Source organism: Bacteroides sp. K03 (genome assembly GCF_019734355.1).
In the GTDB taxonomy this organism is placed as follows: Bacteria; Bacteroidota; Bacteroidia; order Bacteroidales; family Bacteroidaceae; genus Bacteroides; species Bacteroides nordii.
Genome location: NZ_JAASHC010000002.1, coordinates 301483 through 323557, shown reverse-complemented (window position 1 = coordinate 323557; position 22075 = coordinate 301483). Strand labels below are relative to the sequence as shown.

At 40.1% G+C, this 22075-nt stretch carries 21 protein-coding genes and 1 pseudogene; 19 read left to right on the top strand and 3 right to left on the bottom strand.

The genetic code is table 11. The features are described 5' to 3' along the window. Positions 1-25: 25 nt before the first annotated feature. The 15 genes from HCG69_RS02480 to HCG69_RS02410 all read left to right on the top strand — a co-directional run bounded on the left by HCG69_RS02480 (position 26) and on the right by HCG69_RS02410 (position 15627). Positions 26-757 (top strand): type III pantothenate kinase, encoded by a 732-nt coding sequence (locus tag HCG69_RS02480; RefSeq protein ID WP_221648722.1) that lies wholly within the window; start codon positions 26-28, stop codon positions 755-757. Beyond that, on the top strand, positions 744-2006 hold the full coding sequence (locus HCG69_RS02475; RefSeq protein WP_221648721.1) for a hypothetical protein: 1263 nt from the start codon (positions 744-746) through the stop codon (positions 2004-2006). Before HCG69_RS02480 ends, HCG69_RS02475 begins: the two co-directional genes overlap by 14 nt. 43 nt (positions 2007-2049) lie before the next feature. Next, complete coding sequence (locus HCG69_RS02470; RefSeq protein ID WP_221648720.1) at positions 2050-3375, top strand: M48 family metallopeptidase; 1326 nt, start codon at positions 2050-2052, stop codon at positions 3373-3375. 45 nt (positions 3376-3420) lie between these two features. Beyond that, positions 3421-3999: an LPS export ABC transporter periplasmic protein LptC gene (lptC, locus tag HCG69_RS02465; protein ID WP_195450047.1), complete on the top strand. Its 579-nt coding sequence runs from the start codon at positions 3421-3423 to the stop codon at positions 3997-3999. A 2-nt stretch (positions 4000-4001) separates the two neighbouring features. Further along, complete coding sequence (locus HCG69_RS02460; protein WP_221648719.1) at positions 4002-5258, top strand: hemolysin family protein; 1257 nt, start codon at positions 4002-4004, stop codon at positions 5256-5258. Between the two features lie 120 nt (positions 5259-5378). Beyond that, on the top strand, positions 5379-7517 hold the full coding sequence (locus HCG69_RS02455; protein WP_002559642.1) for a peptidylprolyl isomerase: 2139 nt from the start codon (positions 5379-5381) through the stop codon (positions 7515-7517). Between the two features lie 137 nt (positions 7518-7654). After that, positions 7655-8689 carry a 23S rRNA (adenine(2503)-C(2))-methyltransferase RlmN gene (gene rlmN / locus HCG69_RS02450; protein ID WP_002559643.1) on the top strand — a complete coding sequence of 345 codons (1035 nt, stop codon included), beginning with the start codon at positions 7655-7657 and terminating at the stop codon, positions 8687-8689. 74 nt (positions 8690-8763) lie between these two features. Next, a complete protein-coding gene (locus HCG69_RS02445; RefSeq protein WP_002559644.1) occupies positions 8764-9807 on the top strand; it encodes a DUF4837 family protein in 1044 nt (347 codons plus the stop codon). A 6-nt stretch (positions 9808-9813) separates the two neighbouring features. Further along, complete coding sequence (gene pdxA / locus HCG69_RS02440; protein ID WP_221648718.1) at positions 9814-10911, top strand: 4-hydroxythreonine-4-phosphate dehydrogenase PdxA; 1098 nt, start codon at positions 9814-9816, stop codon at positions 10909-10911. A 33-nt stretch (positions 10912-10944) separates the two neighbouring features. After that, a complete protein-coding gene (locus HCG69_RS02435) occupies positions 10945-12144 on the top strand; it encodes a sigma-54-dependent Fis family transcriptional regulator (protein ID WP_221648717.1) in 1200 nt (399 codons plus the stop codon). After that, positions 12131-12658, top strand: a complete 528-nt coding sequence (locus HCG69_RS02430) for an LptE family protein (protein WP_025867397.1) — start codon at positions 12131-12133, stop codon at positions 12656-12658. Before HCG69_RS02435 ends, HCG69_RS02430 begins: the two co-directional genes overlap by 14 nt. Positions 12659-12663: 5 nt before the next feature. Continuing rightward, positions 12664-13443, top strand: coding sequence for a tetratricopeptide repeat protein (locus HCG69_RS02425; protein WP_221648716.1), 780 nt, complete (start codon positions 12664-12666; stop codon positions 13441-13443). A gap of 6 nt (positions 13444-13449) precedes the next feature. Next, positions 13450-13830, top strand: coding sequence for a preprotein translocase subunit SecG (gene secG, locus HCG69_RS02420; protein WP_007484465.1), 381 nt, complete (start codon positions 13450-13452; stop codon positions 13828-13830). A gap of 83 nt (positions 13831-13913) precedes the next feature. Then, positions 13914-15272: an MFS transporter gene (locus HCG69_RS02415; protein WP_221648715.1), complete on the top strand. Its 1359-nt coding sequence runs from the start codon at positions 13914-13916 to the stop codon at positions 15270-15272. A gap of 4 nt (positions 15273-15276) precedes the next feature. Next, entirely contained in the window at positions 15277-15627 is a 351-nt protein-coding gene (locus HCG69_RS02410; protein ID WP_221648714.1) for a PqqD family protein, read from the top strand. On the opposite strand, the gene HCG69_RS02405 is transcribed toward HCG69_RS02410, so the two are convergent. The 3 genes from HCG69_RS02405 to HCG69_RS02395 form a co-directional block, all read right to left on the bottom strand. After that, the gene (locus HCG69_RS02405; protein WP_221648713.1) at positions 15617-15898 is read right to left on the bottom strand and encodes a hypothetical protein; all 282 of its coding nucleotides are present in this window, start codon (positions 15896-15898) and stop codon (positions 15617-15619) included. The genes HCG69_RS02410 and HCG69_RS02405 overlap by 11 nt on opposite strands. Before the next feature lie 34 nt (positions 15899-15932). Then, positions 15933-16991, bottom strand: a complete 1059-nt coding sequence (locus HCG69_RS02400; protein WP_221648712.1) for a DUF4831 family protein — start codon at positions 16989-16991, stop codon at positions 15933-15935. Positions 16992-17063: 72 nt separating this feature from the next. After that, entirely contained in the window at positions 17064-18575 is a 1512-nt protein-coding gene (locus HCG69_RS02395) for an NAD(P)H-hydrate dehydratase (protein ID WP_221648711.1), read from the bottom strand. 348 nt (positions 18576-18923) lie between these two features. On the opposite strand from HCG69_RS02395, the gene HCG69_RS02390 reads away from it, so the two are divergent. From HCG69_RS02390 to HCG69_RS02375, 4 genes and pseudogenes are all read left to right on the top strand, one after another. Continuing rightward, on the top strand, positions 18924-20468 hold the full coding sequence (locus HCG69_RS02390; protein ID WP_221648710.1) for a peptide MFS transporter: 1545 nt from the start codon (positions 18924-18926) through the stop codon (positions 20466-20468). Between the two features lie 40 nt (positions 20469-20508). Next, positions 20509-21045: a hypoxanthine phosphoribosyltransferase gene (gene hpt, locus HCG69_RS02385; protein WP_221648709.1), complete on the top strand. Its 537-nt coding sequence runs from the start codon at positions 20509-20511 to the stop codon at positions 21043-21045. A gap of 33 nt (positions 21046-21078) precedes the next feature. Continuing rightward, entirely contained in the window at positions 21079-21648 is a 570-nt protein-coding gene (locus tag HCG69_RS02380) for an adenylate kinase (protein ID WP_221648708.1), read from the top strand. 57 nt (positions 21649-21705) lie between these two features. Further along, positions 21706-22059: pseudogene (locus tag HCG69_RS02375) on the top strand (four helix bundle protein); the annotation flags it as partial. Positions 22060-22075 lie beyond the last annotated feature (16 nt).

Here is a 22075-nt window from a genome sequence, read left to right as displayed (position 1 = left end):
TTGCACGCTCAAAACGATAAAAACAGTGAATTTAATTATCGATATAGGAAATACGGTAGCTAAAGTGGCACTCTTTGAGGGGGCTACAATGGTAAATGTTATCTATGATTCTAATGAATCGCTGGATTGTCTGGAGCGTATTTGTACTGAATATCCAATTGACAGAGGTATTGTTGCAACTGTCATTAATCTGAATGAGCGTGTTTCCGAACAAATAAGTAAGCTTTCTGTACCTTTGCTTTGGCTGGATAAAGATACTCCGCTTCCGGTAATCAATTTATACGAAACACCCGAGACACTGGGGTATGACCGGATGGCTGCTGTGGTGGCTGCTAATGAACAATTTCCGGGAAGGGATATTCTGGTGATTGATGCGGGGACTTGTATTACTTACGAATTTATTGATTCTCTGGGGCAATACCATGGTGGGAATATCTCTCCGGGGTTGCAGATGCGTTTTAAGGCACTTCATCAGTTTACGGGACGTTTGCCATTAGTTAGTCCACAGGGATGTACGCCGGCTTTGGGGAAGGATACAGAGACTGCTATGCGTGCCGGAGTATGGAAAGGTATTGAATATGAAATATCAGGTTATATTACGGCTATGAAACATAAATATCCTGAAGTTTTGGTTTTTTTAACGGGCGGAGATGATTTTTCTTTTGATACGAACGTAAAAAGTGTCATCTTTGCAGATAGATTTTTAGTGTTGAAAGGATTAAATAGAATTTTAAACTATAATAATGGTAGGATTTAAACAGACACTTTGTGCGCTTTTGCTCACGACTTTTGCAGGAGTGGCAGTCGCTCAAAATAATACAAACTCTCCTTATACACGATATGGCTATGGCGATTTAGTCAATCAGAATTTCGGAAATAGTAAAGCAATGGGAGGGATTGCCTTTGGATTGCGCGATGGTTCACAAATTAATCCGTTGAATCCTGCTTCATATACTGCTATTGACTCACTGACATTCTTATTTGAAGGAGGAGTGAGTATGCAAAATGCTAATATCAGTGATGGCGCTTTGAAGTTGAATGTAAAAAATTCGAGCTTTGATTATATTGCGATGCAATTTCGGTTGCATAGAAGACTGGCAATGAGCATCGGATTACTGCCGTTCTCAAATGTCGGTTATAATGTGTCACAGGGATATTCGGAGACATCTGCCAGTCCGAGTTACACAAAGCAGTTGTTAGGTGATGGAGGTTTGCATCAATTATATGCCGGTTTGGGTGTGAAGGTACTTAATAACTTAAGTATTGGTGCTAATGTTTCTTATTTTTGGGGAGACATAACACGTACCTTGGCTATGGTATATCCTTCTTATACGGATGTAGACGGGCAAACAGTTTCCAATTCGTATGTAGAGTCGACCGGAATGTCGGTTCGTGATTATAAACTGGATTTTGGTATACAATATACACAACCTATTGGTAAGAAACATTTAGTAACATTGGGAGCTGTGTTTTCTCCGAAGCATAATTTGAATAATGATACTTATGTGCAAACCAATACGAGCGTAATAACTACTAAAGATACGATTGCAACATTCGGATTACCGAATAGTTTTGGAGCTGGTATTACTTATAAATATGATGACCGCCTGACGGTGGGAATTGATTACAGCTTGCAAAAGTGGGGGGATGTGACTTATATGAATCAACCTAATGCATTTTGTGATCGTACAAAAATTTCGGTAGGCGCTGAATATTTGCCTTCGAAACTTGGAAAAACTTATTTTGGACATGTGAAATATCGTTTAGGAGGTTATTATACTACTCCTTATTACAAGACAGAAGCTGGTGAAAGGGCTTCACGTGAGTATGGTGTTACAGCTGGTTTGGGTTTACCTATTCCACGCTCACGTTCTATCGTTAGTCTAACAGCGCAGTATGTGCGTGTAGAGGGTTTGCAGACTGGTATGTTGAATGAAAATATTTTGAGATTCAGCATTGGAATCACGTTTAATGAACGTTGGTTCTTCAAACGTAAGGTTGATTAATATTGAAATAGACTAATTATATAACAACTAAAATTTAGATACAATGAAGATTAAAACGCTTGTGGCTGTGTTGTTCCTTTCGGCGGGTGCAACCTCTGTTGCGGCACAGAACGATAGCATCTGTATCCCCAACAGTAGTGTATCACATGAAGCTGTAAAAGCAGGTAACTTTAAAGATGCCTATGCGCCGTGGAAAATAGTGTTGGAAACCTGTCCTACACTTCGCTATTATACTTTTAAGGACGGTTTTACAATTTTGGAGGGTTTGATGTCCAAAATGACTGATAGGAATAGTCCTGAATATAAGAAGTATTTTGATGATTTGATGCATACGCATGATGTGCGTATGAAGTATATTCCCGATTTCCAGACAAGAATGAAGGGAGTTCCTTCGGTAGAAGATGCATTGGGTGATAAGGCATTGGCCTACATTCAGTTTGCGCCATCTCCGGATGTAAATCAGGCTTATGAATGGTTTAAACAGTCTCTTGAAGGAGCTAAAGCTGATGCTTCTCCTAATGTGATGCATTTCTTCCTGGATATGTCTTTGCAAAAGTTGAAAGCAGATCCTTCTCATAAAGAACAGTTTATTAAGGATTACTTACTTGACACTCAGTATACGGATGAAGCAATTGCTAAAACTGAGAAAGAGAACATTAAGGCTGCTTTGAGATCTGTTAGAGAAGGTCTGGATGCACAGTTCATAAATAGTGGAGCTGCTACTTGTGAGTCATTGCAAGAGATATATGCTCCTAAAGTAGAAGCTAATCAGGGAAATCTGGAAGCTTTGAAAGAGGTAATTAAAGTGATGGCTATGATGGGCTGTAAAGATAGTGATGCATATCTTCAGGCATCTTTATATGCTTACAAACTGGAACCAAGTGCTGATGCTGCTATCGGTTGTGCTGCTATGGCATTCAAAAAAGGAGATATTGACGGTTCCGTTAAATTCTTCGATGAAGCTATATCTTATGAAACTGATAATGTAAAGAAAGCAGAGTCGGCATATAAGGCTGCCAGTGTATTGGCATCAGCTAAGAAGATTTCGCAGGCAAGAAGCTATGCCCAGAAAGCTATCAGTTTCAATGAAAACTATGGTGCTCCTTATATCCTGATTGCTCAGTTATATGCTGGTAATTATAAATGGAATGATGAACCGGCATTGAATAAATGTACTTTCTTTGCTGCCATTGATAAATTGCAAAGAGCTAAAGCAGTAGATCCAAGTGTGGCTGAAGAAGCTAATAAGTTGATTTCTTCATACTCTGCTTATACTCCGGAAGCTAAAGACCTGTTCATGTTAGGTTATAAAGCTGGCGACCGTATCACAATTGGCGGATGGATCGGAGAGACTACAACGATCAGATAATATAATATGTTACAAGAAAAAAGTAACTTTTTATTTAGTAAAAACATGAGCATAACAATTGTCCTGGGGACAATTGTTATGCTTCTTTTATTTTCTTCCTGCGGAGGGAAGAAGAAAGAGCTTGGTGAGGCTATAACGGAACGGGATTCTTTGCCTTCGATGGCAACTTTAGGGGTTGTAACCTATATTTCGGATTCGGGTGTGACACGCTATCGTATGGAGGCCGAGGAATGGTTGATGTACGATCGTAAAAGACCTTCTTACTGGGCATTTGAAAAAGGTGTCTATCTTGAACAGTTTGATTCTTTATTTAATGTAGATGCCAGTATAAAAGCTGATACTGCTTATTTCTATGATAAGCAAAAACTTTGGAAGCTGATGGGAAATGTCGATATTAAAAACCGAAAGGGAGAACGGTTTAATACAGAACTGTTGTATTGGAATCAGGCCACCGAGAAGGTTTATTCGGATCGGTTTATACGTATAGAACAGCCCGATCGGATTATTACCGGGTATGGTTTTGATTCTAATCAGCAAATGACCATCTATCAGATAAGAAATATGGGAGGTATTTTTTACGTAGATGAAGAAGAACAAAAAGCATCAACGGATTCTGTAAGATAAGTATGAGTATTATTGTTTACCTTTTAATAACTATGGCTTTCTCAGCCTTCTTTTCGGGCATGGAGATCGCGTTCGTCTCTGTTGACAAGCTACGTTTTGAGCTTGAGCGAAAAGGGGGGCTGTCATCAAAAATTCTGTCTGTATTCTTCAAAAATCCAAATGATTTTATTTCTACGATGTTGGTTGGTAACAACGTAGCATTGGTCATTTATGGTATTCTGATGGCACAGATTATTGGAGATAATTTGTTGTCCGGGTTTATCACTAACCACTTTCTGATGGTATTGGTACAAACCATCATTTCAACATTAATTATTTTGGTGACAGGTGAATTCCTGCCTAAGACATTGTTTAAAATCAACCCTAATCTGGTACTGAATGTATGTGCCGTTCCTTTGTTTATCTGTTATATTATCCTTTATCCCATATCGAAACTTTCTTCCGGACTTTCTTATATGTTTCTGCGTCTTTTCGGAATGAAGATAAATAAGGAGGCATCAGCAAAAGCATTTGGTAAAGTTGACTTGGACTACTTTGTACAATCCGGTATTGATAACGCTGATAATAGTGATGAACTGGATACCGAGGTGAAGATATTTCAGAATGCGCTTGATTTCTCAACTATAAAAATCCGGGATTGTATTGTGCCACGTACAGAGGTAGTGGCTGTTGATTTATCTACTTCACTTGAAGATTTGAAAAATCGCTTTGTAGAATCCGGAATTTCAAAAATTATTGTTTACGACGGAAATATTGATAACGTAGTCGGGTATATCCATTCTTCAGAAATGTTTCGTAACCCTAAGGATTGGCGGGACAATGTAAAGGAGGTACCTATTGTGCCTGAGACGATGGCTGCTCACAAATTAATGAAACTTTTTATGCAGCAAAAGAAAACGATTGCTGTGGTAGTGGATGAGTTTGGAGGTACTGCCGGAATTGTTTCTCTGGAAGATCTGGTAGAGGAAATTTTTGGTGACATAGAAGATGAACATGATAATACATCGTATATCTGTAAGCAGATAGGAGAGGGGGAGTATGTGCTCTCCGGCCGTTTGGAAATTGAAAAAGTAAATGAAACTTTTGATCTTGATTTACCGGAAGCGGATGACTATCTGACTATTGGTGGATTGATTCTGAGCCAGTATCAAAGCTTCCCGAAACTGCATGAAATAATTTCCGTAGGGCGTTATCAGTTTAAAATTATTAAGGTAACACCGACTAAAATTGAGCTTGTGCGGCTGAAAGTGATGGAATAATGGTGTAGACCTCCATTTTTTTTGCTAATAAATAGATGTATATTAGCATTTTTTGTATCTTCGTGCGCTAAAACAACTGAGACGAAAATAATAATAAACAAATAAACTGTATTAATTAAAATGGCAACATTACAAAACATTAGATCGAAAGGACCTTTATTGGTGATCGTTATTGGCTTGGCGTTGTTTGCTTTCATTGCGGGTGACGCATGGAAAGTTCTTCAGCCACACCAATCACATGACGTAGGAGAGGTGAACGGGGACGCACTTTCCGCTCAGGACTATCAGGCATTGGTAGAAGAATATACTGACGTAATTAAGTTCTCCAGTGGGACGAATTCGTTGAATGATGAGCAAACCAATCAAGTGAAAGATGAAGTATGGCGTACATACGTAAATAATAAACTTCTTGAAAAAGAAGCAAAAAAATTAGGTCTTACAGTTTCAAAAGCTGAAATCCAGGCAATTATTGACGCAGGTGTTCATCCGCTTTTACAGCAGACTCCGTTTCGTAATCCGCAGACTGGTGCTTTTGATAAAGATATGCTGAAAAAATTCCTGGTAGATTATTCTAAAATGAATCAGTCTCAAATGCCGGCACAATACGCTGAATATTATAACTCAATGTATAAGTTCTGGTCATTTGTAGAAAAAAGTCTGATACAGAATCGTCTTGCTGAGAAATATCAGGCATTGATCTCAAAATCACTGTTCTCTAATCCGGTAGAAGCACAGGATGCTTTTGATGCAAGAGTAAATCAGATGGATTTGTTGCTTGCTGCCGTTCCTTATTCTTCTATTGTTGATTCTACAATAACAGTGAAAGAGTCTGAGTTGAAAGATCTGTATAATAAGAAGAAAGAACAGTTCAAGCAGTATGTAGAAACCCGTGACATTAAATACATCGATGTACAGGTAACTGCAAGTCCTGAAGACAGAGCTGCTATCGAAAAAGAAGTGGGCGAATATACTCAGCAGTTAGCAAATACTGAAAGTGAATATACTACTTTTATTCGTTCGACAGGTTCAGAAAAACCTTATGTTGATTTGTATTATAACAAAACTGCTTTCCCGAGAGATGTAGTAGCCCGTATGGATTCTGCAGTTCTGAATAAAGTGTATGGTCCTTACTATAATGGTAGTGATAACACAATCAACTCTTTCAAAGTTATTGCTAAAACTGCAGCTGCCGACTCTGTAGAGTTCCGTCAGATTCAAGTTGTAGCTGAAGATGCTGCAAAGACTAAAACATTGGCTGATAGTATCTATAATGCAATAAAAGGTGGTGCAAACTTTGTTGATTTAGCAAAGAAATATGGTCAGACCGGAGAAGCAAACTGGGTTTCATCTGCCAATTATGAAAATGCGCAGATTGATGGTGATAATCTGAAATTTATCTCAACTATTAATAATCTGGGTGTAAACGAAATGACCAATCTTCCTTTGGGACAGGCTAATGTTATTCTTCAGGTTACTAATAAGAAAGCCGTTAAGGATAAATATAAAGTGGCTGTTATTAAACGTACAGTGGACTTTAGCAAGGAAACTTATAGTAGAGCTTATAATGATTTCAGCCAGTTTATCGCAGCTAATCCTTCTTTGGATAAAGTGGTGGCTAATGCTGAAGAAGCTGGTTATAGATTACTCGAAAGAAATGATCTGTATAGCTCTGAGCATGGAATTGGTGGAGTTAAGGGTACAAAAGAAGCTTTGAAGTGGGCTTTCGCAGCTAAGCCAGGTGAAGTTTCTGGTTTGTATGAATGTGGTGAGAGCGACAGAATGTTGGTGGTTGCACTGGCTGGCATAACTCCTGAAGGTTACCGTTCTTTGAAACAGGTACAGGATCAGTTGAGAGCTGAAATAATAAAGGATAAGAAAGCCGAAAAGATCATGAATGATATGAAGGCTGTCAATGCGACTTCTTTTGATCAGTATAAGTCAATGGCTAACGCTGTGAGCGACTCTGTAAAACATGTAACTTTTGCGGCTCCTGCTTATATACCGGCTTTGCGTAGTAGTGAACCTTTAGTAGGTGCTTATGCTTCGGTTGCTGAGTTGAATAAGTTGAGTGCTCCGATTAAAGGTAATGCAGGAGTATTTGTATTGCAGATGTATGCTAAGGACAAGTTGAATGAAACATTTGATGTAAAAGCTGAAGAAGCTACATTGGAAAATATGCATGCACGCCTGGCGGGACGTTTGATGAACGATCTCTATCTGAAGGCTGAGGTGAAAGATACACGTTATCTGTTCTTCTAAGAAGAACTGACTTATATATGAAAAGGCTGTTTCCGCATAGGGAACAGCCTTTTTACGTTAACTTTTGGTGGTAGTCTGCTCTGAAATCAACTTTAATTCCTTACATTTGCATAAATAAACATTGAATTGTACAGAATATGTCCAAATATCCTCTTTTAGGAATGACTCTTGATGAGTTGCAGTCGGTGGTGAGAGGCCTGGGAATGCCGAAGTTTGCTGCTAAGCAGATTGCATCGTGGCTTTATGATAAAAAGGTAAACTCTATTGATGAGATGACAAATCTGTCATTGAAACACCGTGAAGCACTTGGGGCAGAATACGAAGTAGGAGGGGTGCCTCCTGTTGAGGCAATGCATTCGGTAGATGGGACTATTAAGTATCTTTTTCAGGTAGGTGAGAAGAACTTTGTAGAGGCAGTCTACATTCCTGATGACGATCGTGCAACACTTTGTGTTTCTTCTCAGGTAGGTTGTAAGATGAATTGTAAGTTTTGTATGACTGGTAAGCAAGGTTTTACTACAAACCTGACTGCTAATCAGATACTAAATCAGATCAGTTCATTGCCCGAGCGGGATAAGCTGACTAATGTTGTGTTGATGGGAATGGGCGAGCCTTTGGATAATCTGGATGAAGTGTTAAAGGTATTGGAAGTTTTAACTGCATCTTATGGTTATGGTTGGAGTCCTAAGCGAATAACACTTTCTTCTATCGGTTTGCGTAAAGGTTTGCAGCGTTTCATAGAGGAGAGTGATTGTCATCTGGCTATTAGTTTACATTCTCCGATTCCCTCGCAGCGTTTAGACTTAATGCCTGCAGAGCGTGCTTTTTCTATTACTGAAATTGTAGATTTGTTAAAGAACTATGATTTTAGCAAACAACGCAGACTTTCATTTGAATATATTGTTTTTAAAGGCGTCAACGATTCGATGATATACGCCAAAGAACTTGTGAAATTGCTCCGTGGGGTAGATTGTAGAATAAACCTGATTCGTTTTCATGCTATTCCGGGAGTAGATCTGGAAGGAACGGATATGGAGACAATGGTAACATTCCGTGATTATCTGACTTCACATGGTGTTTTTTCTACGATTCGTGCTTCGCGCGGTGAAGACATTTTTGCGGCTTGTGGTATGTTGTCTACTGCAAAGCGGGAGGGGAATAACAAGAATTAATATAAATTATTAACTTATCCGATGAAAATATACGAACTTATCGTAGTTTTGTAAAAACATTAAAAATGATCAATATGAAGAAGTATCTGTTTTTTATCAGTATGGCTCTTGTAGCATTGACTTTTTCTTCTTGTAACGGCAAGAAGGGTGTGTTTACTCCGACCTCCAGTGGTCGTGCATATGAGATTCTTGTAGTAGTTGATCATGCCTTGTGGGAGCGTCCTGCGGGAAGAGCTTTGTTTGATGTGCTTGATACGGATGTTCCGGGATTACCGCAGTCTGAACGTTCATTCAGGATTATGTATACCTCTCCGAGAGACTATGATTCTACATTAAAATTAATACGCAACATTATTATAGTGGATGTGCGTGATATATATACCAAACCGGCATTTAAGTATGCAAAGGATGTATATGCTGCTCCTCAGCTTATTTTGACTATTCAGGCTCCCAATGAGCAGGAGTTTGAAAAGTTTGTAGAGGAAAACAAACAACAGATTATCGACTTCTTCACACGTGCTGAGATGAATCGTCAAATTTCCCAGCTTCATAATAAACACAATGATTACATCTCTACCAAAGTAGGCAGTAAATTTGATTGTGATATTTGGCTTCCGTCTGAATTATCTTCTTCTAAAGAAGGGGAAGATTTTTTCTGGGCATCTACTAATACGGCTACCGGAGATCAGAACTTTGTGATCTATTCTTATCCTTATACTGATAAGGATACTTTTACTAAAGAATATTTTATTCATAAGCGTGACTCTGTGATGAAAGCTAATATTCCGGGAGCTAAAGAAGGCATGTATATGTCTACGGATTCTATAACAGTGGATGTCCGTCCTATCGATGTGCATGGAGATTACACCATGGAAGCCCGTGGACTTTGGCGTATGAAGGGCGACTTTATGGGTGGTCCGTTTGTGTCTCATACCCGTTTGGACAAAGCCAATCAGCGCATTGTAACAGCAGAAGTATTTGTATATTCACCTAATAAATTAAAACGTAATCTGGTACGTATGCTCGAAGCATCATTGTATACATTGAAGCTTCCTACAGAAAAGACCCAGGGAGAGATTCCGATGGGTGTGGCCAGAGAAGAACAAACTAATAAATAACGACACATGGAAGATAGTAAAATAAGGGTTGGTATTACGCAAGGAGATATCAATGGCGTAGGCTATGAAGTGATATTGAAAACTTTTGCCGATCCTGTTATGCTGGAGTTGTGTACTCCAATTATTTACGGTTCCCCTAAAGTGGCAGCTTATCATCGTAAATCATTGGATTTACCTACTAACTTTAGTATTGTTAATTCTGCTTCTGAGGCAGCTTTCAATCGTTTGAGTGTAGTAAACTGTACGGACGACGAAGTGAAAGTGGAATTCTCTAAACCGGATCCGGAAGCAGGAAAAGCTGCACTCGGTGCTTTAGAGAAGGCTATTGAAGAATTTAGAGAAGGATTGATTGACGTCATCGTGACGGCTCCGATCAATAAACATACCATTCAGTCGGAAGGATTTTCATTTCCCGGACATACCGAATATATTGAGGAGAGACTGGGTGATGGAAGTAAATCATTGATGATCCTGATGAAGGACGACTTTCGGGTGGCACTGGTAACAGGGCATATTCCCGTACGTGATATTGCTTCAACCATTACTAAAGAACTTATTCAGGAGAAAATTGCTATTTTTAATCGCTCCCTGAAGCAGGATTTTGGTATTGGTGCACCACGTATTGCTGTACTGGCTCTGAATCCTCATGCAGGAGATGAGGGGTTACTTGGTACCGAAGAGCAAGAGATTATTATCCCGGCAATTCAGGAAATGGCTGCTAAAGGAATACTTTGCTACGGTCCTTATCCGGCTGACGGATTTATGGGATCGGGTAACTTTACTCATTTTGATGGTGTGCTGGCTATGTATCATGACCAGGGATTGGCACCATTCAAGGCATTGGCTATGGATGAAGGGGTAAACTATACGGCCGGACTTCAGGTAGTACGTACTTCGCCAGCTCATGGAACAGCATATGATATTGCCGGAAAAGGACTGGCTTGTGAAGACTCTTTCCGTCAGGCAATCTATGTGGCAATAGATGTGTTCCGCAATCGCCTGCGTGATAAAGAAGCTCATGTTAATCCGTTGAGAAAACAATATTACGAGAAACGTGATGACAGTGATAAGTTGAAGCTTGACACTGTGGATGATGATGTATAAACAAAAACACAAGAAGGAATTTATAGTGCGATTATGACGAAAGCGGAAATTCAACAAGTAAAACTTAGGTTCGGTATTATTGGTAATACAGAGGCTTTGTCGCGCGCCATTGATGTTGCCATCCAGGTTGCACCCACTGACTTGTCCGTGTTGATAACCGGAGAAAGTGGTGTGGGAAAGGAGAGCTTTCCGCAGATTATTCATCAGTATAGCCGTCGCAAACATGGGCAATACATTGCAGTAAACTGTGGTGCTATTCCTGAGGGCACAATTGATTCAGAACTGTTTGGACATGAAAAAGGAGCTTTTACGGGAGCAATTGGCGAACGAAAGGGATACTTTGGCGAAGCTGATGGTGGAACAATATTTCTGGATGAAGTAGGGGAATTGCCTTTACCAACTCAGGCTCGTTTGCTTCGTGTACTTGAGAGCGGAGAGTTTATCAAGGTAGGTTCATCAAAAGTACAGAAGACGGATGTACGTATCGTTGCTGCTACTAATGTTAATCTGACACAGGCTATTGCGGACGGACGTTTTCGCGAAGATCTGTACTATCGTCTCAATACGGTTCCTATTCAGATACCTCCTTTGCGTGAACGTGGTGAAGATGTGTTGTTACTATTCCGTAAGTTTGCCAGTGATTTTGCCGAGAAGTATCGTATGCCTGCTATTCAGCTGACAGAAGATGCCAAACAGGTGTTACTAGCTTATCCATGGCCGGGAAATGTGCGCCAGCTAAAGAATATAACAGAACAGATTTCGATTATAGAAACCAATCGTGAGATTAACGCAGCTATTTTGCAAACATATCTCCCGGCTCAGAACACGCAACGTCTGCCGGCTTTGTTCGGAATAAAAGATAATAAAGGGTTTGAGAGTGAACGTGAGATTCTTTATTCGGTTTTGTTTGATATGAGACAGGAAGTATCTGAATTGAAGAAGATGGTTCACAATTTGATGGCAGAGAAGGGAAGTGTGCCCATTGTGGCACCTACGCCACCTTCAACAATGCCTACAATCATTCATACGGTGAAGGCTCCCTGCCCGGTAGATGATGATATACAAGATACGGAAGAGTATGTGGAAGAGTCTCTTTCTTTGGATGAAGTGGAGAAAGAAATGATACGTAAAGCCCTGGATAAACATCATGGGAAGAGAAAAAGTGCAGCTCAGGATTTGAATATTTCGGAACGCACCCTCTACAGAAAAATAAAAGAATATGGATTGGAATAAAAAAATACCACAATGGATGTTATTACTGGCTTTGCCGGTAATACTTCTGGCGTGTACAGTCTCTTATAAGTTTAATGGGGCGTCTATTAATTATGATAAAGTAAAGACAATCTCAATTGCTGATTTTCCGATAAAATCTGCTTATGTTTATCAGCCTTTGGCAAATAAGTTTAATGACGATTTAAAAGATATTTTTACTCGTCAGACTCGTTTGCAATTGGTGAGAAATGCCAATGCTGATTTGCAGATTGAAGGAGAAATAACAGGTATAAATGTGTATAATGAAGCTGTTTCGGCTGATGGGTTTTCTTCAAAAGCAAAAGTAACTGTTACAGTTAATGTTCGTTTTGTGAATAATACCAATCATGCAGAAGACTTCGAACAACAATTTTCGGCTTTCCGTTCCGACCTCGATCCGAATTCATTATTACCGAATATACCGGATGCAACGATTGCTGAAATAACGAAAGAGATAACTGATCAGATATTTAATGCGACAGTGGCAAATTGGTAATTTGAATGACTTCTGCTAACCTTCAACAATGGATTCAGCACCCCGAGATGCTGAATAAGGATACGTTGTATGAGCTTCGGACGATGCTTACACGCTATCCTTATTTTCAAACGCTGTGGTTACTATATTTAAAGAATTTGTATTTATTACACGACATTACATTCGGGGCCGAATTACGTAAAGCAACTCTTTATGTGGCCGACCGACGCTCACTTTTCTACCTCATAGAAGGAGATAAGTATATATTGCAATCCCGTAAAAAGAAAACAACCTCTGTAGATGAATTGCCGGAAATAGAGCCGAATCTTGATCGCACTTTAGCGTTGATAGATGCTTTTTTGTCTACTGTACCGGAAGAAGTAACTTCTCAGACCAGCCTGGATTATACGACGGACTATACGGCTTATTTACTACAGGATGATGGTATTTCTACCGATGATGAAACCGAAGCACCCAAACTTCGTGGCTTTGAACTGATTGATGGGTTTATTGAAAAAAGTGAGAGTGAACCGGCTCTTAAGTTACAACCTTTGCCAGATGGAAATTTATCAGGAGAAGAATCTCCGGAACAATCTTCTTCCGAAGAATTGAGTACCGAAGAAGAAGAGGAGGATGATAGCTGTTTCACAGAAACATTGGCTAAAATCTATGTTAAACAGCAAAGATATTCCAAAGCTCTTGAAATTATTAAAAAATTAAGTTTGAAATATCCAAAAAAAAATGCTTACTTTGCAGATCAAATAAGATTTTTAGAGAAACTGATTATTAACGCTAAATCAAAATAACAAAAAATGTACTTATTATTCGTTATCTTAATGGTCATTGCAGCCATATTGATGTGCTTTATTGTACTGATTCAAAATTCTAAAGGTGGTGGTCTTGCATCCGGCTTCTCATCATCCAATGCAATAATGGGCGTTCGCAAAACTACAGATTTTTTGGAAAAAGCTACTTGGGGATTGGCAGCATTCATGGTTATAATGAGTATTGCTACAGCTTATGTTGTCCCTACTAATGCATCCAGAGGACAGGATGTAATTTTGGAACAAGCTCAGCAAGAAGAAAAAACAAATCCGTATAACCTGCCTTCGGGTACAGCTGCACCTGCTACTGAAGCACCTGCTGCAGAAACACCGACTGCACCTGCAACAGAAACTCCTGTGGCAGAATAATTACAGATGGAAAGTTAAAGAAAAAGAGAAGAGGCTATAAATCCAGGGGATTTGTAGCCTTTTTTTGTTAATAAAATAGAACTATGACGGAACAATTAAAAAAGAAATTGAATGACTCTGTGGCTACCCGTTGGGGAGCATTAGCCATTGTTGCCTTTACTATGATGGCAGCCTATTATGTGAATGATGTAATGGCGCCATTGAAAAACATGTTGGAATCAGATTTGGCATGGACCAGTACGGAGTTTGGCTTTTTCACGGGAGCATACAGCTTCCTGAATGTATTCTTGCTGATGCTGATTTGGGGAGGATTGATTCTGGATCGCTTTGGTATTCGTTTCACCGGAAAGTTGGCAGCTATCCTGATGGTAGTAGGTACGGGATTGGAATACTATGCTATTACAGCTCTGGCTGGAGATGAATCACTTATATTTGGATATAAAACCGGGGTATTTGTCGCTTCTGCCGGTTACTCTATTTTTGGAGTGGGAGCTGAAGTAGCCGGTATTACTGTTTCTAAAATTATAGCTAAATGGTTTCGTGGAAAGGAGATGGCCACTGCTATGGGGGTACAGGTTGCCTTGGCACGTATCGGTTCCCAGGCTGCTTATTCTGTAGCTATACCTTTGGCACGTAATTTTAGTATTGATACTCCTCTGTTGATTGGTTTTGTATTACTTATAGGAGGGTTAGTTGCCTTTTTTGCCTTCTCTATGATGGACAAAAAGCTGGATAAGCAAGTAGAGGCTTCTACTGAGGATGGAGATGAGGACAAGTTCTCCTTTAAAGATGTAAAGCACATTCTTACCAATCCGGGATTTTGGTTGATTGCATTGTTGTGCGTGCTGTTCTATTCTTGTGTTTTTCCGTTCCAGAAGTTTGCATCCGAGCTGATGATTGGTAAATATGGGATTGATGAAAGCGTGGCTGGTTCTATTGTGGGCCTGCCTGCTTTGGGAGCATTGATACTGACTCCGGTTTTTGGTGGTCTGGTTGATAAACGTGGAAAAGCTGCTTCTATTATGATGTTGGGTGCAGCTATGTTGATTTGTGTTCACTTTATTTATGCAATTCCCAGCATTGATAATTGGCTTGTAGCAATTGTTTTGATGATTATTCTGGGCATTGCTTTTTCTCTGGTACCTTCGGCCATGTGGCCTTCTGTGGCAAAAATATTCCCTGTAAATCAGTTAGGAACGGCATATGCTCTTATTTTCTTTATACAGAATATAGGTCTGTGGGGTATTCCTACTCTTATTGGTTGGGTACTTGATACCTATTGTGTAGTGGGAACAAGTGGAAATGCTAACGAGTATGACTATACAATCCCGATGTGTATTTTTACAGGTTTAGCCACCTTGTCTTTGTTTGTCGCTTTCTTGTTAAAGGTAGTTGATAAAAAGAAGGGATATGGTTTGGAATTACCCAATATAAAGAAATAAATGTATGGCTGCGAAAGAAAAGATCAACTTGTTGGAGGTTATTCCCTTCCGCAGTGCACACATTACAACCAAAAAGGAAAGCGATGGCACTATTGTCATCGCTTTTCCCCGGTTTAAGTATGAATGGATGCAACGTTTTTTACTACCCAAAGGAATGCCCTCTGATATTCATGTACATCTTGAAGAACATGGTACTGCCGTGTGGGAGCAAATAGATGGCAAAAGTACGATACGTGAGATAATAGAAAAACTCGCAGATCACTTCAACCATGAAGAGAACTACGAGTCTCGGATACTTGCTTATTTTTCTCAGTTACAAAAAGATGGATTTGTCAAACTGACAATTAACGAATAAAAATAGCCCATAATATAACGGCGCATGCCAATAGAACCCCGATGATAATGAGAGTTCCGAACACAAAGTAACGGTCATCGGCTTCTTTCTTTTCTTTGGATTGCCGGATGATACGTCCCATTTCCTCAGGAGTCGTGTCGGGTAGGGGATAGGGTGTTTTCGTTTGTAAGCGTTTCATCCTCTCGTTGGTTCGCGCTCTGCGTAAGTTGGCAGAGTCTCTGCCTTCTTTCAATCGACGGATCATGTCGAGCATATGTCCTTCGCCACCCATATTATAAGTTATTTAGAGAATGAATAATAGTCGTTTATTTCCCTTCTTCCCTGTCAACTTTAACCAGACCACCGGTAACCGGATTGAATGTTACTTTAATCGTTGAGTTTTTGTTGAATAATGTAGGTGCCAGATATTCTACTGTTCCGAATTGAGTAACAGGCACTTCATCTTCAAATAACACATCTTTTCCCTGAGTCAGTAAAATAGAAGCTTTGCCTGGTACGTTGTAGGCCACACCATCTACCTTTTTCTTACCGTCGTCCTGTGGAATATTAACTGTTTTCAGATTTTTCAGGGTAATATAAACCGGTTCGCCTGCAAGGTCATTGTTGGCTACCACGCCCAGTTTCTTTGAGAATCGGAAAGCTACTTCATTATTCATCTCCTTTGCGGGATTCAGGCGAATCGTATATATTTTCTCTTCTCTATTGTATGTGCCAGAGAACATTTCTGTCATAGCCCGCTCCTGCTCTTCCAGATTGTCAAGCATCAGTTTGAGTTGTGCTCCGTCTTTGGGCATGTTGTCTGCTTGTCCGCGTACCAGCGCATTTTTACTTTCACGGATGTTGTAGATTTCTTTTGCCACGAGTTCTGCCATTTTAGCTGTTGAGTTGGCCATTAAGATCTCTTCTGTGAGGAAATCTCTTGGATTAACCTTTTTCTGTGCAGGTACAATTGTCTTGGCAGGCAGAGTCTTTTTTCCCTCGATAGGTACATTGATTGATTTGATAATTCCATCCTCTGTCAGTTCAATTAACGGAGCTACGGTTTTATCTTTCATCTTTACGAAATATACATTCTCTTTATCGGGTATACCTACCGGTTTTACTTTTACGCTTGTTAATTCCCAATATTCTTTCGGATCAACAGATATGTTGTTTAGCCGCAGGTAGCGATCTGCATATTTACCAAATTCTCCCGGTGTATATGTTGTTTTATTAACTTTGACTTCGAGCTCTATCTGTGTTTTGGGAAGTGCATAGGTTACTCCGTAATCTTTGCCTCGCATTACACCAGCCACAACATCTGTTTGAGCAGATATCATAGTGGTGGCAGCCAACAGTCCTGTCAATATGATTAGTTTTTTCATTTCTGTCTATTTTTAACTGGTTTAGAAAACAAAGTTAATGAACTTATTCGGAAATTCATAAGTTCTTAACCTTTATTCGCTTACAAGTCTCCATGCCATAGGCAGATTGTTGACGATATCTCCTGCTGTAAGCCCAATTGTACCTAACTTTTTACGAGCGAAGTCACCGGCAAGTCCATGGACGAATGTTCCGGTCTTGGCAGCTTCTTCTGCCGTATAACCCTGAGCGAGTAATGCCAGAATGATGCCTGTCAACACATCTCCGCTTCCGGCAGTAGCCATTCCCGGATTGCCGGTGGGGTTAAAGAAACATTTTCCGGTTGGAGTGATGATAGCAGAATAGGCACCTTTTAATACAATATGTACTTTGGCGGTACGGGCAAGCTCTATTGCTTTGGTCAGGCGTTCATAAGAATCCTGGCATTTACCTACCAGGCGTTCCAACTCTTTGGGATGAGGAGTAAGGATTGAACCTTTGGGTAGGTTGGTCAGTGCATGGCGATGATTGGCCAATATGTTCAGTGCATCCGCATCTACTACCAAAGGAGTCTGGCAGCCATTCAATTGTTCCAGCAGTGCAGCTTCTGTTTCTTCGTTTCGTCCCAATCCCGGTCCTACGCCTACTGCCTGATAGTCATCCGTATCTGTTGGTATGGCAAAACAAGTCTCACTGGCGTCTTGCTCCACTATTGCTTCGGGAACCGCTGTCTGTAAAATGTTATTGTTGCAAATAGGAGCATGCACAGTGAGTAAACCTACCCCCGAGCGTAAACATGCACGAGCCGACAGTATCGATGCTCCTGCCATTCCGCGTGAACCGGCTATCAATAGTGCATGACCAAAGTTTCCTTTGTGCGAAAATCTCTTTCGGGGTTTGATAATAGACCGTATATCCTCCACTTCCAACATTTCATAGTTGGTATCTAACTCCTCGATGCCTTCCTGGCTCAGGTTGATGTCAAGTAACTCCCATTCTCCGATGAATTCAGCATTTTCAGCAAAAAGAAAAGCAAGTTTAGGCAGTTGCAGGCTGAAGGTAACATCGGCCCGGATGATGTTGGCCCGGACATTAAATGTATTCTCTTCTCCCATCAGTCCCGAAGGAATATCAATGGATGCTACAGTAGCAGGTGAAGAGTTAATGTATTTGACTACTGCTGCAAACCCTCCGCTGAGAGGCTTGTTCAATCCGGAACCAAATAAACCGTCGATAACCAGATGTTCATCCGTCAAGGGCGGTGGAGCGAATTGCGTACTTACTTCGTGGAAGGTTATTTCGTCCATGATCTCTACCAGTTCTTTATTGGCCTGGCAATCGGGTGAAAGTTCTCCTTTGGTGTTGAAAAGGAAAACTTCTACTTTATACCCTTTTTCTGCCATCATACGGGCTACGGCAAGGGCGTCTCCTCCATTATTGCCAGGTCCGGCAAATACAGTAACCGGGGTTTCGTTATCCCAGCGGTTAGTGATGGCTTCTGTTAGTGCATTGGCTGCACGCTCCATCAGTTGGATTGACTGAATGGGTTCATGCTCAATGGTATAAGCATCCAGCTTCTTGATAGTGTTACTTGGAAATATTTTCATGATTTGTTTCTTTAATTTTCTGACTCGCAAAGATAGTAATTATTTGTCCGATTAAAACTTGTTTTAGTATGAATCCTTTGCTCCTTTCGGCTACTTAAGTAACCCGAAAGATTTCATACAATACTTTTTTTTGTAGTTGTTTCAATGCATTGAGAAAAAATTCTCAATACGTCGAGAAACTTTTCTCAATAGGTTGAGAGTAAATTCTCAATAGGTTGAAACAAAATTCTCATAGTAATGAAACAGGATGAAACACATTGTTTCTTTCACCTTTAGTTGCATATTTTTTACGGAATAAAAGTACTTTTTCGTACCTTTGCGTCCCATAAACTACTAAACACTCTACTTATGGGAGCATTACAAGGGCATCCAAAGGGCCTTTATTTAATCTTTGCAACAAGCACAGCAGAACGTTTCAGCTATTACGGTATGCGTGCTATTTTTATTCTTTTTTTAACTCAGGCTCTACTTTTTGATACCGAAGCAGCAGCATCCATTTATGGTAGCTATACCGGATTGGTATATTTAACTCCGTTGATTGGCGGATATATAGCCGATAAGTATTGGGGGATACGCCGTTCTGTTTTTTGGGGTGCTGTAATGATGGGGGTAGGACAGTTAATGATGTTTCTGAGTGCCTCCATGCTCGATAAAGCGGAACTGTCACATTGGTTGATGTATGGTGGCCTGACCTTTCTTATATTAGGAAATGGTTCATTCAAACCTACTGTATCGTCATTGGTAGGACAACTTTATAAACCGGGAGATAAGCGTCTTGATGCAGGCTATACCATTTTTTATATGGGAGTGAATGTGGGCTCTTTTATTGCTCCTTTGGTTTGTGGCTATTTTGGAGATACCGGTAATCCGGAAGATTTTAAATGGGGTTTTCTGATTGCTGCATGTATGATTGTATTTACTATCCTTTTGTTTGAAACGCAGAAGAACAAGTATTTGATATCTCCTGACGGTGAACCGCTGGGTATAATTCCGGACGCGAAGAAGGAGAAAAAGATGGATACTGAAGAAAAAATAGCTCATCCGCAATTAAGCCGGAGCCAGAAAAGGCGGAATATTTTTCTATTAGTGCTTCTTACACTAGTATTGGGCAGTCTCTTTTATCTTTGGTTTGGCGACGAATGGGTCAGTATCGGTATATTCACCGCTTGCATCGTGTTTCCTACCACCATTTTATTGGATGGTTCATTAACAAAGATCGAACGTAGCCGTATTTTTGTAATTTACATTGTAGCATTCTTCGTCATCTTCTTTTGGGCAGCTTATGAACAGGCCGGTGCTTCCTTAACTCTCTTTGCTGCCGACCAGACGAATCGTGATATCTTAGGTTGGGAGATGCCGGCTTCCTGGTTTCAGTCTTTCAATCCGTTTTTTGTGGTAATACTTGCCTATATAATGCCGGGCGTCTGGGCTTTTCTCAACAAACGGAATATGGAGCCTTCTTCACCTACCAAGCAAGCTATTGGTCTGTTACTTTTATCTTTGGGATACCTCTTTATTTGCTTTGGAGTGAAAGATGCCCAACCGGGTGTGAAAGTAAGTATCATCTGGCTGACAGGGCTTTATTTTATTCATACAATGGGTGAGATAGCTTTGTCGCCCATTGGCTTGTCGATGGTAAATAAACTGACTCCGATTCGTTTTGCCTCCCTTATGATGGGAATCTGGTATCTTTCTACTGCTACTGCCAATAAATTTGCCGGGATGCTTGCCGGGCTTTACCCCGAGGCAGGTAAAGTAAAAACACTCTTTGGATATCAGATTGCAAATATGTACGACTTCTTTATGGTGTTCGTCATTATGTCGGGCATTGCGTCCCTTATTCTGTTCCTTCTCTCGAAGAAATTGCAAAAGATGATGCATGGAGTGGAATAAAAATTGTATTTTTGCATCCAACTTTTTTAAATAATCGGTTATGGACACCATTCAGATAAAAGACAAATTGTTCACTGTTTCCATTAAAGAACAGGATATTCAAAAAGAAGTAATTCGTGTAGCGAACGAAATTAACCGGGACCTGGCAGGTAAGAACCCTTTGTTCCTCAGTGTGCTGAACGGTTCGTTCATGTTTACTGCCGATCTGTTGAAACATATCACTATCCCTTGCGAGATTTCTTTCGTGAAACTGGCTTCTTATCAGGGAATCACTTCAACGGGAGTTATCAAAGAAGTGATCGGTCTGAACGAAGACATTGCCGGCCGCACGGTAGTTATCGTAGAAGATATTGTAGATACAGGCTTTACGATGCAGCGTTTGCTCGAGACATTGGGTACCCGAAATCCGGAGACTATACATATTGCTTCTCTGCTGGTGAAGCCCGACAAACTGAAAGTGGATTTGAATATCGAATATGTAGCAATGGAAATACCGAACGATTTTATTGTTGGTTACGGACTCGATTATGACGGTTTCGGGCGAAACTATCCGGACATTTATACTGTGGTAGACTAAATTCAAATACAAACTAATTTATAGGTAAAAAAGATGTTGAACATTGTAATTTTCGGTGCTCCCGGTTCAGGAAAGGGAACACAGAGTGAACGTATTGTAGAAAAGTATGGTATCAATCACATCTCTACCGGAGATGTTTTGCGTGCAGAAATTAAAAATGGTACAGAGTTGGGCAAGACTGCTAAAAGTTATATTGATCAGGGACAACTGATTCCCGACGCACTGATGGTAGACATTCTGGCCAGCGTTTTTGATAGTTTTGAGGATAGTAAGGGAGTTATTTTTGATGGTTTCCCAAGAACTATTCCGCAAGCAGAAGCGTTGAAAGTAATGTTGAAAGAACGTGGACAGGATATTTCTGTAATGCTTGACCTGGATGTTCCCGAAGATGAGTTGATGACTCGCCTTATCAAACGCGGAAAGGATTCAGGACGTGCCGATGACAACGAAGAAACAATCAAAAAACGTCTTGTAGTATATAATACTCAGACTTCACCCTTGAAAGAATTCTATAAAGGTGAAGGAAAATACCAACACATCAATGGGCTTGGCTCAATGGATGGTATTTTTGAGGAAATATGTAAGGCGGTAGATACATTATAAATAATTAGAGTAGTTAAGTAGTGAGTAGTAAGTAGTTAAGTAGGAATGCTGGCGTAATCATCTGAAGATCTTTTAGTATGGCAAAAAGCTCATAAATATGTTTTAAATATTTATCGGGTGACTAAAGGCTTTCCTAAAGAAGAGATGTTCGGATTGGTTAATCAAATGCGACGTGCCTCTGCTTCTATTACTGCTAACATTGCAGAAGGATTTGTAAGAGTAGGGCAGAAAGATAAATTACACTTTTACAACATATCACAAGGCTCATTGGAGGAAACAAGAAACTTCGTTATTCTTTCCAAAGACCTGGGATATATTTCAGAAGAAGATAAAACAGTACTCCTGGGGTTGGCTTCTGAAGTGAGTAGAATGCTGAATGCTTATTGTCAAGGTCTGCTGAAATATTACTAAATCCATCTTCTACTTA

Excerpts from the sequence above, each read along its gene's own strand:
- HCG69_RS02475 (WP_221648721.1), top strand. The coding sequence starts at position 744 with ATGGTAGGATTTAAACAGACACTTTGTGCGCTTTTGCTCACGACTTTT.
- HCG69_RS02470 (WP_221648720.1), top strand. The coding sequence starts at position 2,050 with ATGAAGATTAAAACGCTTGTGGCTGTGTTGTTCCTTTCGGCGGGTGCA.
- lptC (WP_195450047.1), top strand. The coding sequence starts at position 3,421 with ATGAGCATAACAATTGTCCTGGGGACAATTGTTATGCTTCTTTTATTT.
- HCG69_RS02460 (WP_221648719.1), top strand. The coding sequence starts at position 4,002 with ATGAGTATTATTGTTTACCTTTTAATAACTATGGCTTTCTCAGCCTTC.
- HCG69_RS02455 (WP_002559642.1), top strand. The coding sequence starts at position 5,379 with ATGGCAACATTACAAAACATTAGATCGAAAGGACCTTTATTGGTGATC.
- rlmN (WP_002559643.1), top strand. The coding sequence starts at position 7,655 with ATGTCCAAATATCCTCTTTTAGGAATGACTCTTGATGAGTTGCAGTCG.
- HCG69_RS02445 (WP_002559644.1), top strand. The coding sequence starts at position 8,764 with ATGAAGAAGTATCTGTTTTTTATCAGTATGGCTCTTGTAGCATTGACT.
- pdxA (WP_221648718.1), top strand. The coding sequence starts at position 9,814 with ATGGAAGATAGTAAAATAAGGGTTGGTATTACGCAAGGAGATATCAAT.
- HCG69_RS02435 (WP_221648717.1), top strand. The coding sequence starts at position 10,945 with ATGACGAAAGCGGAAATTCAACAAGTAAAACTTAGGTTCGGTATTATT.
- HCG69_RS02430 (WP_025867397.1), top strand. The coding sequence starts at position 12,131 with ATGGATTGGAATAAAAAAATACCACAATGGATGTTATTACTGGCTTTG.
- HCG69_RS02425 (WP_221648716.1), top strand. The coding sequence starts at position 12,664 with ATGACTTCTGCTAACCTTCAACAATGGATTCAGCACCCCGAGATGCTG.
- secG (WP_007484465.1), top strand. The coding sequence starts at position 13,450 with ATGTACTTATTATTCGTTATCTTAATGGTCATTGCAGCCATATTGATG.
- HCG69_RS02415 (WP_221648715.1), top strand. The coding sequence starts at position 13,914 with ATGACGGAACAATTAAAAAAGAAATTGAATGACTCTGTGGCTACCCGT.
- HCG69_RS02410 (WP_221648714.1), top strand. The coding sequence starts at position 15,277 with ATGGCTGCGAAAGAAAAGATCAACTTGTTGGAGGTTATTCCCTTCCGC.
- HCG69_RS02405 (WP_221648713.1), bottom strand. The coding sequence starts at position 15,898 with ATGGGTGGCGAAGGACATATGCTCGACATGATCCGTCGATTGAAAGAA.
- HCG69_RS02400 (WP_221648712.1), bottom strand. The coding sequence starts at position 16,991 with ATGAAAAAACTAATCATATTGACAGGACTGTTGGCTGCCACCACTATG.
- HCG69_RS02395 (WP_221648711.1), bottom strand. The coding sequence starts at position 18,575 with ATGAAAATATTTCCAAGTAACACTATCAAGAAGCTGGATGCTTATACC.
- HCG69_RS02390 (WP_221648710.1), top strand. The coding sequence starts at position 18,924 with ATGGGAGCATTACAAGGGCATCCAAAGGGCCTTTATTTAATCTTTGCA.
- hpt (WP_221648709.1), top strand. The coding sequence starts at position 20,509 with ATGGACACCATTCAGATAAAAGACAAATTGTTCACTGTTTCCATTAAA.
- HCG69_RS02380 (WP_221648708.1), top strand. The coding sequence starts at position 21,079 with ATGTTGAACATTGTAATTTTCGGTGCTCCCGGTTCAGGAAAGGGAACA.